At 59.0% G+C, this 14976-nt stretch carries 11 protein-coding genes and 1 pseudogene; 6 read left to right on the forward strand and 6 right to left on the reverse strand.

What is annotated here, in order from left to right:
• Window positions 1-23 precede the first annotated feature (23 nt).
• The 4 genes from LJ655_RS04755 to LJ655_RS04770 are packed head-to-tail and all read left to right on the forward strand — an operon-like array spanning window position 24 to window position 7537.
• A complete protein-coding gene (locus tag LJ655_RS04755) occupies window positions 24-995 on the forward strand; it encodes a glycosyltransferase (protein WP_230560103.1) in 972 nt (323 codons plus the stop codon).
• Complete coding sequence (locus LJ655_RS04760; protein WP_230560104.1) at window positions 992-3187, forward strand: glycosyltransferase family 2 protein; 2196 nt, start codon at window positions 992-994, stop codon at window positions 3185-3187. The genes LJ655_RS04755 and LJ655_RS04760 overlap by 4 nt, the downstream gene beginning before the upstream one ends.
• Window positions 3180-6425 (forward strand): glycosyltransferase family 4 protein, encoded by a 3246-nt coding sequence (locus tag LJ655_RS04765; RefSeq protein WP_425605769.1) that lies wholly within the window; start codon window positions 3180-3182, stop codon window positions 6423-6425. The genes LJ655_RS04760 and LJ655_RS04765 overlap by 8 nt, the downstream gene beginning before the upstream one ends.
• Window positions 6422-7537, forward strand: coding sequence for a glycosyltransferase family 4 protein (locus tag LJ655_RS04770; RefSeq protein ID WP_230560106.1), 1116 nt, complete (start codon window positions 6422-6424; stop codon window positions 7535-7537). Before LJ655_RS04765 ends, LJ655_RS04770 begins: the two co-directional genes overlap by 4 nt.
• A 102-nt stretch (window positions 7538-7639) precedes the next feature.
• Here LJ655_RS04770 and LJ655_RS04775 read toward each other — a convergent pair.
• Window positions 7640-7786 (reverse strand): annotated as a pseudogene (locus LJ655_RS04775) (IS4 family transposase); the annotation flags it as partial.
• 123 nt (window positions 7787-7909) lie between these two features.
• Between LJ655_RS04775 and LJ655_RS04780 the strand changes: the two are divergent.
• Together LJ655_RS04780 and LJ655_RS04785 are read left to right on the forward strand one after the other, a co-directional pair.
• A complete protein-coding gene (locus LJ655_RS04780; protein WP_230560107.1) occupies window positions 7910-9124 on the forward strand; it encodes a chondroitin 4-O-sulfotransferase in 1215 nt (404 codons plus the stop codon).
• A 176-nt stretch (window positions 9125-9300) separates the two neighbouring features.
• A complete protein-coding gene (locus tag LJ655_RS04785; protein WP_230560108.1) occupies window positions 9301-10185 on the forward strand; it encodes a hypothetical protein in 885 nt (294 codons plus the stop codon).
• A 6-nt stretch (window positions 10186-10191) separates the two neighbouring features.
• Here LJ655_RS04785 and LJ655_RS04790 read toward each other — a convergent pair whose 3' ends face one another.
• The 5 genes from LJ655_RS04790 to LJ655_RS30310 form a co-directional block, all read right to left on the reverse strand.
• Complete coding sequence (locus LJ655_RS04790; protein ID WP_230560109.1) at window positions 10192-10893, reverse strand: SDR family NAD(P)-dependent oxidoreductase; 702 nt, start codon at window positions 10891-10893, stop codon at window positions 10192-10194.
• A gap of 149 nt (window positions 10894-11042) precedes the next feature.
• Window positions 11043-11801 carry a glycosyltransferase family 2 protein gene (locus LJ655_RS04795; RefSeq protein WP_230560110.1) on the reverse strand — a complete coding sequence of 253 codons (759 nt, stop codon included), beginning with the start codon at window positions 11799-11801 and terminating at the stop codon, window positions 11043-11045.
• A 16-nt stretch (window positions 11802-11817) separates the two neighbouring features.
• Entirely contained in the window at window positions 11818-12792 is a 975-nt protein-coding gene (locus LJ655_RS04800) for a glycosyltransferase family 4 protein (RefSeq protein ID WP_230560111.1), read from the reverse strand.
• Window positions 12793-13014: 222 nt separating this feature from the next.
• Window positions 13015-13854, reverse strand: a complete 840-nt coding sequence (locus LJ655_RS04805; protein WP_230560112.1) for a hypothetical protein — start codon at window positions 13852-13854, stop codon at window positions 13015-13017.
• A 304-nt stretch (window positions 13855-14158) separates the two neighbouring features.
• The gene (locus LJ655_RS30310; protein WP_425605770.1) at window positions 14159-14752 is read right to left on the reverse strand and encodes a hypothetical protein; all 594 of its coding nucleotides are present in this window, start codon (window positions 14750-14752) and stop codon (window positions 14159-14161) included.
• Window positions 14753-14976: the final 224 nt, after the last annotated feature.

Below are 14976 nucleotides of genomic sequence, written 5' to 3' on the forward strand. Positions count from 1 at the left end.
GAGTGACCAAGGTCTGTTTACATATGAAAGTGTTGTTCGCCACCTACCCGATGGCTTTCCATACCCCAGGCGGCGGTGAAATCCAGTTGCTTGCGTATCACAAGCATCTGCCCGCTCATGGCGTCGATGTCACGCTGTTCGATCCATGGAAGCCGCGTTTTCTGGAACACGACGTGGTGCATTTCTTCTCGTGCGTCGGTGGCTCGGTGCACTTGTGCAACTTCGTCAAACAGTTGGGTTTGCCGCTTGTCGTGTCGTCGAGCCTGTGGGTGACGGAGGAAACGAAACATCTCTATCCCATCGGCGAGATCCATCATCAGTTTTCTCTCGCGGACCGCGTGGTCGCTAACTCGGAGATCGAGTGCGAAACGCTCGCGCGCATCTTCGATCTGCCGCGCGAAAAGTTCGTGAGCGTGCTCAATGGCGTCGAGCCAAGCTTTTACGAGCCGGTGCCGGCCGATCTGTTCCGCCAGAAATCCGGCATCACGGAACGCTTTATCCTGAACGTCGGGAACATCGAGCCGCGCAAGAATCAGCTCGCGCTGATCCGTGCGATGAAGTCGTTCCCCGAGTTGAAGCTCGTGCTGATCGGCCATCAGCGCGATCCCGAATACGCGAAGGCGTGCTTCGCCGAAGGCGGCGAGCAGGTCGTCTACGCGGGCACGCTTGCCCACGCTTCGCCGCTGCTGCGCTCCGCCTACGCGGCCTGCGAAGCGTTCGTACTGCCTAGCACGCTGGAAACGCCGGGGCTTGCCGCGCTCGAAGCGCATGCCGCGGGCGCGCGCATCGCGGTGACAAAAGTTGGCTCTACCGAAGAATATTTCGCGCAGCATGTCGCTTACCTGGATCCGTTCAGCGTCGATAGCATTGCCGGGTCGATTCATGCCGCGCTCGCGCAACCGCGCGGCAAGTCCGTGCTCCAGCCGCAAGATCTGACCTGGCGGGCCGTCCTGTCGCCCTTGAAAGACCTCTACGATTCCCTGCTGACGAAATGACAAAATCCGTGACGAACCTCATGAAGAACTTCGAACTTCGTCCCCTGAATAACGTCGAGCCCTCCCCGCGTCCGGGATTCGCGTGGAACGCGACCAATAGCGATCCACAGTTCGAGCTGACAGGATGGGAAGATCTGTCGGGGCGCGCCGCGCGCATTTCGTTCGAGCTCGAGAAAGAAGACATGCCGGCTTCGCCGTGCATGATCTACTTCGATGCGGGCGCGGGCATGTCGGAGCACGCGACGATCGGTCTCGTGGTCGACGCGACAGGCAAGGTGGATCAGGTCGTCGCGTTTCCGCCGCTCGTCGGTCCGTTGCGCCTCGATCCGATCGCGCGCTCGGGACTGTTTTCGGTCAACGCCTTCAACGTCGAACTGGTGGACGACGCCGACTGCCCGACGGAGCTGCTCGAACGCGCACGCCGGATGGCGTCATGGAACGGCGGCGCACAGCCCGCGCCGCCTCCCACCGTCGGCCATACGTACCAGGAATGGCTCGAGCGGCACGAGCCGCCCGCCTCGCAATACCCCCAACTGCGCGCGCGCTCGAAAACCTGGGCGCTGCAGCCGCTCATCAGCATCGTGATGCCGACCTACAACACGCCGGCCAGATGGTTGCGCATGGCGATCGATTCGGTCATCGATCAGGTCTACGAAAACTGGGAATTCTGTATCGCCGACGACTGCTCGACGAACCCCGAGGTCAGGCAGGTGCTCGACAGCTACGTCGCGAAAGATCCGCGCATCAAGGTCGCGTACCGCACGACGAACGGTCATATCAGCAACTCAAGCAATACGGCGCTCGAGCTTGCCGTCGGAGAATTCGTCGGCCTGCTCGATCACGACGACGAACTGCATCCGCTCGCGCTCTACTGCGTCGCGGAGCTGATCAACGCGCATCCGGACGCGGCGCTGATCTACAGTGACGAAGACAAGATCTCGATCGACGGGGTCCGCTCGGACCCGTACTTCAAATGCGACTTCAACTACGATCTGTTCCTGAGCCAGAACATGATCTCGCATTTCGGCGTGTACAGGACTTCGATCATGAAGGAGGTCGGCGGCTTCAGGACCGGCTTCGAGGGCTCGCAGGACTACGACCTCGCGCTGCGCGTGATCGACCGCGCGGGTCATCACAGCGTCTATCACGTGCCGCGCGCGCTGTACCACTGGCGCATGATTCCCGAAAGCACGGCCTCCGGTCATGAAGCCAAGCCGTATGCGCATATCGCGGCAATGCGCGCGATCGACGAACACCTCGCGCGCAACAAGATCAACGCGCACACCGAGCATGCGCCAGGGACCGACGCGTTCAACAAGGTCGTGTACGACCTGCCCGAGGTGCTGCCGTCGGTGGAAATCATCATTCCGACGCGCGATTCCGCGGGTCTCGTCGAGCAATGCGTGGAATCGGTTCGGCACAAATCGAGCTACCCGAACTTCCGCATCACGATCATTGACAACGGCTCGGTCAAGCAGGAAACGCACGACCTGTTCGCGCGCCTGCAACAGGACGAGCGCATCAAGGTCGTGCGCGACGACTCGCCGTTCAACTACTCGGCGCTGAACAACCGCGTCGCGCTCGCGAGCACAGCGGACTTCGTCTGCCTGATGAACAACGACATCGAAGTGATCAACGCCGACTGGCTCGAGGAAATGGTGTCGGTCGCGCTGCAGGCGAACGTCGGCGCGGTCGGCGCGAAACTGATGTATCCGGACGACACGATCCAGCATGGCGGCGTCGTGCTCGGCGTCGGCGGTATCGGGAGCCATGCGCACAAGCATTTTCCGAATTCGCACCCCGGCTACTTCGCGCGCGCGCGTCTGCGCAACGCGATGTGCGCGGTGACCGCCGCGTGCCTGCTGATCCGCCAATCGATCTACAAGGAAGTCGGCGGCCTCGACGAGCAGTTACACGTCGCTTACAACGACATCGATTTTTGCCTGCGCGTGCGCCAAGCGGGTTATCGCAATGTGTGGACGCCTTACGCTGAGCTTTATCATCACGAATCGGCATCGCGCGGCGCCGAAGACACACCGGAAAAAATCAGCCGCTTCAACCAGGAATCCGAGTTGGTCAGACAGCGCTGGGGAGATCTGTTGATGAACGATCCCTGCTATTCCCCGAATCTGACACTGACTGCCGACGATTTTTCCTTTGCCTGGCCTTCAAGGATTGCCAATCTTGATTAATCTGGGAACCAAAAAAAACAAGACGGAATGGTTGGCGGAGTACCGCCACCCATCGCCGGGGGACCTGTTCTGCCTGCCGAGCGCGATCTACTTTCTGATGAAATTCAGAGCCGATCTCGCGCGCTTCAATTCCAAAGTGCTGAATGACCGGGTCACGCTGTATTTCTGGTGGGAAATGTCGGCGCGCGAAACGTACCCGGATTTCAACTGGGTACTGCGTCAGGAAGACCTGGAATATCTGCGCCAACTCGACAACGACACGCTGATCGAGCGTCATCCGGACGCCGTCGCGTACTGGCTCGGCTCGACCAAGCCGAGCGTGCTCGATGCGAAGCATCTGAGCGAGACGCTGCACGAGCCCGTCACGCTGATCGAGGAAGCCGGCCTGCAATTGCCGAAGCTGCTGACCATGATCGTGCGCAATCGCGACGATCTTTCGCGGGCATTCGACCTGAACACGCTGACCGGCTATCTCAACAGCCTCGACTGGTGGGAACAGTATGGCCAGATCACGTGCCCGCGCATGACGTGGCACCCGCCGATCGCGTGGCCCGGTCTGCTGGAACCGATCGACGCGCCCGACTCCAGCGCGATGCCGTTTCCGCGCTTTCTCGCGCTGATCACGGCCGAGCGGCCCGATCTGCGCAGCGCGTTCGACCTGAACAGCTTCATCTCGCGGCTCAACGCGCTCAGCTGGTGGGAAGACCACGGCCAGCGCGAATATCCGCGCATCAAGTGGTCACAGCCGCCGATCGGCGGCTTCATGCTCGAGCCCGAAACACCTCCGGCGGACGGCGGCCCTTACGTGCCGCGCTTCCTGTGCGAGATCTACAAGGAACGGCCGGACCTGCAGGCGACCTTCGATCTGCAATCCCTGCGGGGGCGGCTCAACTGCCTCTCGTGGTGGATCGAACACGGACAGCATCAGTATCGCTCGATCAAATGGGTGCCACCCACGACACCCGGCGTGATGTTCGAACCCGAATGGGGCACGCACGCCGACTGGCTGCCGGTGCCGCGCTTCCTGCAGCTGCTGCACGGCGAGCGCCGGGACCTGCAGGAACTCTGCTCGCTCGACAGCTTCACCGGGCGCCTGAAGTGCCTGTCGTGGTGGATCGAGCACGGGCAGCATCAGTATCCGGCGCTTCACTGGGTGATCCCGGCGCTGCCCGACAACCTGTTCGAAATGCGAGCCGGCGAGCATGGCGCGCTGCCGCCCCTGCCGCGCTTTTTGTTGCTGATCTGGAACGAGCGGCCCGACCTGCAGGCGTCGTTCGATCTGCAGAGCTTCCGCGAGCGGCTCGGCTTCATTGAGTGGTGGGAGCAGCACGGGCACAATGAGTACAACGCGATCCAATGGTCGCCGACTCATCTGGGCGAAGCCCCCCCGGTCACACTGGCGCCGCCCTCGACGCCCGCGCTGATGTTCGAGCCCGAATGGGGCACTCACACCGACTGGCTGCCGGTGCCGCGCTTCCTCCGGCTGCTGCACGGCGAGCGCCAGGATCTGCAGGAACTCTGCTCGCTCGACAGCTTCACCGGGCGACTCAAGTGCCTGTCGTGGTGGATCGAGCACGGACAGCACCAATATCCAGCGCTTCACTGGGTCATGCCGGCGTTGCCCGACAACCTGTTCAGAATGGAAGCCGGCGAGCACGGCGCGCTGCCGCTGCTGCCGCGCTTCCTGCCGCTGATCTGGAACGAGCGGCCCGACCTGCAGGCGTCCTTCGATCTGAACAGCTTCAGCGCGCGGCTCGCCTTCATCTCATGGTGGGACCAGCACGGACACGACGAGTACTACGCGGTCAAATGGTCGCCGAGTCATCTCGCTGAAGAGCTCGCGAGATTCGACGACGAACAGCCGGCCGACGACACGCTGTTGCCGCGCTTCCTGACGATGATCGCGAACGACCGCCCCGATCTGCGTCGAGCGTACGACCTGAGCACGGCGCAAGGCCGCGACCAGCTTGTGCAATGGTGGAACGAGTGGGCGTCGACCGAATATCCGCTGGTCGGCTCGCTGAAGGTGCGCTGGGCCGAAAGCGCCGATGCCGCCGACGACGAAGCCGATGACGACGTGCGCGAGCCCGCGCGCTATCACGCGCGCGTCGAAGGTGCCGGCTACGACTTCGGCGTCAACATCATCGGCTTCCCCCAAGGCGTGCTCGGTCTCGGCGAAGACGCGCGCATGGCCGCGCGCGTGCTGCAACTGTCCTCGACGCCGGTCACGCTGCTCAATGCGCCGATGGCGGGACCCGCGCGACTCGAACACTCGGTCGATCATCTGATCAGCGAAGAGCTCAAGTACAACATCAGCCTGATCTGTCTGCCGGCGCCGGAGATGGTGCGCCTCGCGCTGGAAGGCGGCCGCAAGCTGATCGACGCGCCCACGCACAAGATCGGCGCATGGCCGTGGGAATTGCCCCACTGGCCGAACGCGTTCGGCAATGTGCATCAGATGGTCGACGAAATCTGGGCGCAGAGCCGCTTCGTGGCGAGCGTCTACAGCCGGCTCGGCAACACGCCGGTCTATCAGATGCCGATGGCGGTCGAAGTGCCCGCGCCGGTCGACCCGAGGCGCGAGCGTTTTGGCCTGCCGGCCAACGAATTCCTGTTCTACCTGATGTTCGACGGCAACTCGTGGCTCAGCCGCAAGAATCCGCTCGCTGGCGTACAGGCGTTCAAGCTGGCGTTCGGCAACCGCTCGCCGGGCGTCGGGCTCGTCATCAAGGCGATGAACGTGCGCGATGACGACCCGGTGTGGCGTGCCGTGCTCGAACTCGTGGCAGGCGACAGCCGCATCCACATCATGTCCGAGCGCCTGAGCCGTCAGGATTCGACCGACTTCATGACCTGCTGCGACGCCTACATTTCGCTGCACCGTAGCGAAGGCTTCGGCCGCGTGATCGCCGAGGCGATGGCGTTGGGGCAGCCAGTCGTCGTCACGAACTTCTCGGGCAACGTCGACTTCTGCGATCCAGACACCGCCTTACTCGTGGACGGCGACCTCGTGCCGCTGCGGCCCGGCGACTACCTGTTCGCCGAGGGTCAGTACTGGTGCGATCCGGATGTGTCGATCGCGGCAGAGCAGCTCAAACGTATGATCGACGATGCGCCACTGCGTGAGCGCATCGCACTGGCGGGGAAAACACGCATCGAGCGCGACTACTCGGTTGAAGCAGTCGCACGCGCGTATGTGCGACGTTTGACCGACATTGCGGAGGCGAAGACAAAATGACGCTGCGGGTATGTGCGCCGGACATTTTCTCGGGCGATGCGGTGGGCAACCACTGCATCGGTTTCGTACGCATGGCTGACCGTCTCGGCATGAGGGCCGAGCTGTATGCAAGCGGTTTCGAGGAGGGAACGAATGGAGTGCGCCCGCTTGACGCGTTGTTTGACGAGGTCGCCCGCGACGATGTGGTCCTGCTCAGTTACTCGATCTTCGACCCGCACCTCGAACGGATCATCGCGCTCGACTGCAAGAAGATCTGCTACTTCCATGGGGTGACGGACCCGCCATTGCTGCGCGCGCTGGAACCGCGCACCGCGCAGTTGTGCGAGAAGGCGCTCGCGCAACTGCCGCGGCTCGCGGACTTCGACGCCGTCGTCGCGAATTCGCGCAACACCGCGGCGAGCCTCGCCGGCATCGTCGCCGCGGAGGCGATCAAGATCGTGCCGCCGATCTTTCCGGACATGTACGTGTTCCAGCGCGAAGGGCCGCGCAAGGGCCGCAAGCGCCACGAGCCGAATCTGCTGATGGTGGGACGCGTGGTGCCGCACAAGCGCATCGAAGACGGCATCGAAATTCTGTCGCTGCTGAAACAGCGTGATTTCGGCGCGACCCTGAGCATCGTCGGCAGCACACCGAACTACGATTATCTGAAGTTTCTGATCAATCACGCGCGGCGTCTCGGCGTACTGGAGCAGGTCGACTTCAAGGGCATGCTCGACGACGCCGATCTGTTCGAGTGCTACGAATCCACCAACGCTCTGCTCGCAATGAGCCGTCACGAAGGCTTCTGCGTGCCGGTGCTCGAAGCGATGCACTACGGCAAGCCGGTGTTCGTGCGCGGCGGCACGGCCGCTCAGGAGATTTGCCCGCCCGACTGCGTGTTCGACGCCCATGCTGAACTCGCCGCGTGGATACCGCTGATTATGCAGCGCCTCGGCCAGGCCCACGGCCGCAGTTCGATCGATGCGGCCTTCGTCAAGCACGCCGACGGCGTGCTGCAACGTGCCGGCGACGAGACGTGGCGCAACATTTTCGTCGGCGCCGGTATCGTCGTGACGAGCGCGCCCGCGCGTTCCCGCGCGAGCGCAGCCGGCGTGTCCGCTACGAAGAGATAGTCAGCACCGCGATCGCTGAGGCATATCAACGCAAAGCGGCGCGATCCAACCCGATCGCGCCGCCTCCTTCGTCACATCCCTATCTGCCGTTCCGGTCGAAGTCTCCCACTGTGGCGTCACCGCATAGGTCGCGTGGACCTGCATACCGCGCTGCGCTTCGTAGGACAGCGCTCCCAGCCCGACGATGGCCTGCCCGTTGAAAATCAGTTCCGTCGTGTCCTGGATGCGCAGCCCCACCTCGCACGCCCTTGACTCGTGTGCAATGGAATGGGATTACCGACGGTCTATCGGCTTTCATGTTGTAATTATTGGTTACACGGGATTTGCGGGTGAGGGGTAAACTGAAATCGTTTAATCTGACAAAAATAGCAAGTGAAGCCTGTATTTTTTATCCATCCCCCGAAAAGCGGTGGTTCCACCGTCATATCCTTTTTTGACCTGAATCTCGACCGCGATAAATTCACCAACTTCTTGTGGGCTGGTGCATTTTGGGACGAAACGCGAGCGCAATTCCTGGCCAGCGGAGTCGGCGGCGGCCATTATCCGTTTGGTATTCACCGAAGCCTCAAGATGCCGTTGGAATATTGCAGCATTTTGCGCAATCCGCTCAGTCGGCAGGCCTCGCACTACTGGTACGCACGCAACGGCAAGAACGGCGAGGTCGCGCGCGGGATGGCGGTCTCCGAAGTTGAAGCGCTGGCGCAACGCGGTGAAGTCTCATTGAACGAGTGGGTGAGCGGTTCGTACGGCGGCAAGAACCTGTTCGTGCAAATGCTGAGCGGTCATGGCGTCGTGCGACGTGAAAGCCTCGAAATCGCAATTGAGCACCTCCGGCAACATATCCCGACGGTTGGCCTGTGCGAAGACATGAGCGATTTTTTGCTTCGTCTATGCGGTAGAACGGGAATGCGTTTACCGTTCTTCATCCGGACGAATGTGACCGAGGGCGTGCCCAAAGAGCGTTTACCGCTGTCCGAACAGGCTCGTCAGAAGTTTATCGAGGACAATCAACTGGACTATGAGTTGTACCAGTATGTGAGCGATGAGCTCGCGCGGGAGAGGCAGTCGTACGGCGATGTCTATACTCGGGCGATCGAAGTTGTTCGTGCGATCCAGGCGCGAATAGACGCGCTCGAAAATCCCTATATTCACGGGTCGGCGTCGACAGTTTTGGGATTCAACGAAAACGATTTGCGCACGGTGCGCGAGGTTGCCACCTCGTCGGATCTGTCCGCGATCGATGCATATATTGAAGTCGCTCAGTCTCGTCGACGCGAATGTGCTGACCTGTTCGACGGTTTCGTCGACGTCGTGAGGGACGACATGGTGCTAGGCTGGGCGGTGAACCTGACTGTCCCGGAGAAACCCGTGCCGATCGAGATATGGGTGCAGGGAAAACGGGTCGCGATGACGTTGACTGGCGAGCGGAGGCCAGATGTGGCCGCAGCGGGCTATCCAACTGATCGTTGTGGCTTTGCTGTTCAACTGCCGGACGAGGCGCAGGAAGGGTTCAGCGTTACGATTGGCGGGTCTGCGCAAACGTTACAACGCGCAGGGACTTGGCAGCGAGGGTGGCAGATGGTGTAAGGGGACGTCCACGCCTGATCGTTTCGCTCGCGTTGGCTGGGTGGTGATCGTCCAACTACAGGGTACAGGGCGATGTTTCACGACTTGCGACCACCCGGATGGCCACTGCCGTTCGCCGTTGACCCGCGGAACGTGCTCCGGCATAGTTCCGCGATGAATTTCGCATGACACACAACATGATAACGATCTATGAACCGCTGTATCGGGACGGTCAACAGTTGTCGGAGCCGGCCTTTCTCCCTCTCACGATAGAGAGCAACTCACTGTCGGCGTGGCGCGAGTTTAAGATTCTTGTCGACTTTTACCGGCGAGGCGATCACCGTCAGAGCACGTTCTCAGGAATTTTTTCTCCAAAGTTCCGATTGAAATCCTTGATGGCCGGTTCGCAGTTCATTGAATTTGTACGGTGCAATAGAGATGCCACCGTTTGTATTCTCAATCCGTATCCGGCCACTGCGTATTTCTCGTTCAATGTTTGGATGCACGGTGAAGCGTTTCACCCGGGTTTGTGTGATCGCGCGCAAGCACTTCTCGATGCCAGCGGAATCGGGTGGAAGATTGCCGATGTACCGCGGCACAACGCGAGTAACCTCTGTTACTCAAATTTTTGGGTGGGGACGCCCCAATTTTGGGATGCATATGTCGGCGGCGTGCTAGAGCCGATCGCCCGATTTCTGGAAGAAAATCCGGATGATAGTGCTGCAATCGACGTTCTCGAATCAACGACTCATTATACTGCTGCGCCATTTCTCCCATTCATCATTGAACGTCTATTCACAACTTTTCTTTCGTTGAACCCGCAGATCCAGATCGCGAGTCATCAAGCTCCATACGAGCACATTTTGGACTACTGCCAAACAGATTTTGAGCGAAGAATTGTTTCCGAGATGATGCCTATTGTGGACGCAGCGGATCTCTCCGGTAATTTTTCGCCAGAGTTAGTGAGCATTCAGAGATTGCTCAGCGGACTATATCAAAGTTATGTAGCGGAGCATTTCGCCCACAATCCGCACCCTCACACGGGGAATGTCATGGAGTCCCCAAAAAAGGGGGCACCTTGACGTCGCTCACCATGCAATTGACTTCCGAAATTTGAAGAAACCACCAGTTGGGCCGTTTTCACCAAAGAGAGCTGCCCACACGACATGGGTAGCAGCTTCGTCGGCGTCAAGCTCGGCATCGGCTCCGCCCATTCGCGTGCGTATCCAACCCGGGCACACTGCATTGACCTTGATATCGCCATACTTTGCAAGATCAGCAGCGACAATTCGGGTAAGGGCATTCAGTCCGGCCTTCGAAATCCTGTACGCGGCAGCATTGGCATTCATATCCGCAAGGGCGCCCCATCCGGAAGAAACATTCACGATTCGCCCGTAAGACTGACGAATCATGTGCGGAGCAACCGCTTTGCAAGTTCGCCATGCGCCAATCGTATTAACGTTGATTGATTCCAGCAGGGTCGCTTCGTCAATCTCGCGAAATCCCTTCGCTCCCTCCAGATAGACGCCTGCGCTGTTTAGCAGAATATCGACGCGACCGTATTCTTCAATCACGTGTTCGAAGAAAGCATCGACACTTCGGGAGTCGGAGATGTCGAGTTGCGATGCATATACGGCGAGCTGCTCGGAACGAAACGCACCAGCAACTCCTGCTCCGGCGTTGACATCACGCGAGCCGATAACTGTCAAATAACCGAGTTCCGCCAGTTGCCTGGTCGCTGCGAGCCCCAGCCCCCTGTTCCCGCCGGTTACCACTGCAACTTTGTTCATTTTGGCTCCCTCAAGCACATGATCTTTCAGGTCTAACAAGGCAACAGAACACACGGTCGGAGCAACGCTTCACCAGCCTTAAAAAACGATCGTCTCCATCATGTCGATTGACTGCTTTCCCGCAATCGACGGCTATGTGTCAGATCGGTCTAGCTGGTGTTCTGACCTTTGATCGAAGTCATTGTCTGATACTTCAGGTGGAACAGCCCGCAATAGGCGGCGAACCATGGCATCAACACGCGCACATAGCCTTGCGAGTTGAACCGTCTCAACGAGCAGTAGATTGGATGCCGGATGTGCCCGAATACTCGTCCTTCCTTTTTGACGAGCGCCTTCACGCGAATCAGAAAATCGAGATTTTCCCCAAGAACGATCCGTTCGTTATAGCCTTGACTGTCCTCATACAGTCGCCTCTGAACATAACTTTTTCCGAAAGGCCGGCCCAAAAAGATTTTGATGAACTCGAGGATCCAGAATACACATAACGCACCGGCTCGCGCGACGTCCGGCATGGTCCGGATCGTACCTGCGACACTATTCTTCGTATGCATCGTGTACGCAACGTCCGAGAGAAAGGTCGGCGCGACGCGGTTGTCCGCATCGAGGAAGATCAATGTTGTACCCTTCGCGCCTCGTGCTCCCGAGTTGCGTGCATACGAAACACCTGGTTCGTATTCGTGCACCAGACGGACGTTCACGTTCCGTGCGCGACACGCAAAATCCCACACAACCTCGTTGGTGTTGTCCGAGGAATTGTTGTCGACCACGACGACCTCGAAGCTTTCAGTGCCGACTGTCTGTACCGAAAGATCGTGCAGCAGGTTCTCGATATAACCGCTTTCGTTGTGGCAGGGAACGACAACTGAGAAGTCGAATGTGACACCGTCCACTGGCGCAGAGTGATTCATAACGTGCATCCAGACCTCAACGCGCGCTGCGCTTGATCAACTCGACCAAGGGCACGAGGGGACGCGGAGTCAGATGGTACCGTGAGATTTCTTTTGACAGCGCCTCACTCTGTGTCGGCGATCTCAGCGCATCCTTGACGACCTCGAGAATAGCGCCTTCGTCGTGCGGATCGACAGTGCGCGCGCGCGTGCCCATGTGCTCGCTGGTCCACGGGCCCTCGGACAATACCAATGGACGTCCGGCCAGCGCGGCCTCAAGAGCCGATGTTCCGGGCGGTTCCAGCGGAACCTCCAGGAACAGCGCGCAGCTTTGCACTGCCGAGCAGAGAATTTCCGAGGCCGGCGGCATCTGCGGTATAAAAAGAAAATGCTTCGGCGCTACTGCACGGCACTCATCGAAATATTCCTTGTCGTTCGGATATCCAATGAAGACGACTGGAACGTCCAGGCTTCTCAACGCTTTTATCGCGGTCAGTTGATTCTTGGTTCGATTGAGTACACCTACCCACAGCACGTACTTATCGAGGTTATACATTCGCTTGAAGATGCCCGGATTCGATGCATTGAGGAATTTCGGGTTGACAGGAGCCGGAATGTGGAGAATCTGCTCCTCGTTGACGGGCGCGTATTGTCGAATATTTTCAATCTCAGATTGAGATTTGAAAATGATCTTGTCCGAAAGTTCGAAAAAATCAGCGACCAGTCGACGCTCTTCCGCGTTGGGCGGGCCGTTCCACCAAAGATTGGGCCACAGGAAAATCCTTTTTTGCTGCGACTTGGCCCTTTGTAGCATGGCAAGTCCATCCGCTTGCACCGAGAAGTGCAACACGGACGAATACGACGATAGCGGGCGGCTTGATGGCCCGTAAAGATCGGCATCGATGCCTGACATCCGCAGGCCTTCGATCAGCGTCTGCAGTTCAGTTTCTCCGCCACCGGGGTTCAAAAAGGCACTGTAGTATGTAGTGATCAGAAGTCTTGGATTATCCATACGTGTGTACTTGCCCGAATGCCGTGAATCAGGTTGAACCGTTTGCGCTGTAACGCAAGGGCGTGGCCATGCCGTTATACCGCGCGGTCGAGAACCACTATACAGGATCCGCCAGTCATGCCGGCCACATGACTAGACAAGTGGCTGCCCCAGCAGGAGACGGGTCATTGCGTAGGCCCCAATCCGCTGCTCGGGGTGCGACAGGCTCCCGACGTGCCTGCATTAGTTGTAGTAAGGCGCTGTGTGGCGATCCGATAAGCGTGGAAACAGGTTCGTATCGATGATTGGAATGCCGGCAGCATGCAGGCGCGCCGTCAGGTAATGCTCCGACAGAATCGCGCGCGCTTTTCGTTTGAAAAATGCGAAATTCTCGGCGTCAGGCTTCCTTGCGCTATGCCAGTGAAGCTGATACTCCGGAAATTTCGGATCTACGTAACCAAAGAGCCAGCTACTGATATAGGCTTTCCAGTTATCCGAGATTTTTCGTGTATCTCCCCAAAAGGTATGATAATCCGATGCGAAAATCTCCTCTTCGGGCAACGGAAAGGTCAATTTCCCCAGATTCTCGCAAACGTTGAATGGCAAAAAGAATATGTTGCTTCTGATCCAGCTCGTATAGCGAATGCCCATCAATTCCACGCTGCGTGGGAAATCGTCGAGATAGCCAATGCATTCTCTCGTCAGATCGTGACCTTCGACGATTGAGCGCTCAAAGAAGTCCATGTAGCTGACACCACCGTCACGATAGTTCCGTCGGAAAAAAGTGTCGTTGGCAAACAGGATGAGATCATCGGCGTTCAGATCGAGCACTCGCTTTGCAAACTGGTACCCGTGATCCCAGCCGGTGAACTCCCCGAGCGTGTTGTCACCAGCGACCTCCCATATGGGACCGTCCATATTCTCGAAAGGCTGATCGATCTTGTTGTCGATGATGATAATTTGTAACTTTGCGTTGGGCAGCATTCGCTCGACCATCTTGCGGATGTGCGACAGTCCCTCGTCAGCATAAGTGCGGCCGTATACAAGGAACAGCGCAATAACCCGTGTTGCACCAATGATCATATTAACTCACAGTCGTAAAAAGGCGATTTTGGCGCGTTGAAAACAGAAACCAGCGCGTACAGACTTTAATCAAATCGCAGACCACAAACTCTATCACGCGCCGTTCTGGCGGGCGGCGCATGCCGTCGAAAAACCGGCCGGGATGCCCTTCCTGCAGACTGCTCCGCCGGCATCCGAGTACTGCGCGAAATTCTCGAACTCGGTTCGCGATTTGAAGTGCAGCCTGTGCGCAATACGTGCGACTCCCTGAATGCGTTCAACTTCGTTGTCAGGAATGGGTTCAGCCCGCCTCATTACACATCAGTCATTCATGTCCGGCCCGGCGCGCAAACCTGACGCCACCGCGCACACCGTCGGCATCCTTCAATTCGCGCACCCACACCCAAGCTCCGGTAGCCCCATCGGCTCGCGCGGTGGCGTCACCGCATAGGTCGCGTGGGTGGACATACCGCGCCGGGCTTCGCGGGACAGCGGTCCGCCCGGCGAAGGCCTGCCCGTTGGAGTTCGGTTCCGTCGTGTCCTGGATACATTGGCGGTGTTCGGCCGGGCGGATGCGGGCGGGTGAGGTGGTGTAGAGCAGCCGCTCGGCGCTCTTCACGAGCGTCTCGATGCGGCCGATCTCCGCCGCAGCGGGCGCATTCAACCACCAGACGTTCGGCCACGGGAACAGCTTCTCACCTTGACTCACCGTTTCGCGAATGATTGCTTCGCCGTCCGCACGATCGGAAAAGTGCATCACCGCGTTATAAGAGCGTGGCGGCCGGCTGCGAATGCCGTAGATGTCGGCCCGCACACCCGAATCGTTGAAAAGTCCGGCGACTTGCACGAGTTCAGACTCGCCACCACCGCTCCTCATGAACGCGGTACTGTGAGTGGTCAGGAGAATCTTGAAATGCATGTTGCGGGCCCCGTCCCGAATCGTCCCGTATTGTGGGCGCTCCTACCGTCCGCCGGACGGTGCGGAATGCACGCCTGCGCTCCACCTATGAAACAGCCGCGGACCGTTATGGGCAGGCGGCTGATTTTACGCCAAATCGGAGCGCAAACGACCGCTCCAGCAACACGGCGAGCACGGTGTCCGTGGCTTTTGTAACTTCATGTAGCTTACAAATGCAGTGGCCC

The organism is Paraburkholderia translucens (assembly GCF_020881035.1).
Taxonomy (GTDB): Bacteria; Pseudomonadota; Gammaproteobacteria; order Burkholderiales; family Burkholderiaceae; genus Paraburkholderia; species Paraburkholderia translucens.

Bases quoted from the DNA above. Each gene is read 5' to 3' on its own strand.
- LJ655_RS04755 (WP_230560103.1), top strand. From the start codon at position 24: ATGAAAGTGTTGTTCGCCACCTACCCGATGGCTTTCCATACCCCAGGC.
- LJ655_RS04760 (WP_230560104.1), top strand. From the start codon at position 992: ATGACAAAATCCGTGACGAACCTCATGAAGAACTTCGAACTTCGTCCC.
- LJ655_RS04770 (WP_230560106.1), top strand. From the start codon at position 6,422: ATGACGCTGCGGGTATGTGCGCCGGACATTTTCTCGGGCGATGCGGTG.
- LJ655_RS04785 (WP_230560108.1), top strand. From the start codon at position 9,301: ATGATAACGATCTATGAACCGCTGTATCGGGACGGTCAACAGTTGTCG.
- LJ655_RS04790 (WP_230560109.1), bottom strand. From the start codon at position 10,893: ATGAACAAAGTTGCAGTGGTAACCGGCGGGAACAGGGGGCTGGGGCTC.
- LJ655_RS04795 (WP_230560110.1), bottom strand. From the start codon at position 11,801: ATGAATCACTCTGCGCCAGTGGACGGTGTCACATTCGACTTCTCAGTT.
- LJ655_RS04800 (WP_230560111.1), bottom strand. From the start codon at position 12,792: ATGGATAATCCAAGACTTCTGATCACTACATACTACAGTGCCTTTTTG.
- LJ655_RS04805 (WP_230560112.1), bottom strand. From the start codon at position 13,854: ATGATCATTGGTGCAACACGGGTTATTGCGCTGTTCCTTGTATACGGC.
- LJ655_RS30310 (WP_425605770.1), bottom strand. From the start codon at position 14,752: ATGCATTTCAAGATTCTCCTGACCACTCACAGTACCGCGTTCATGAGG.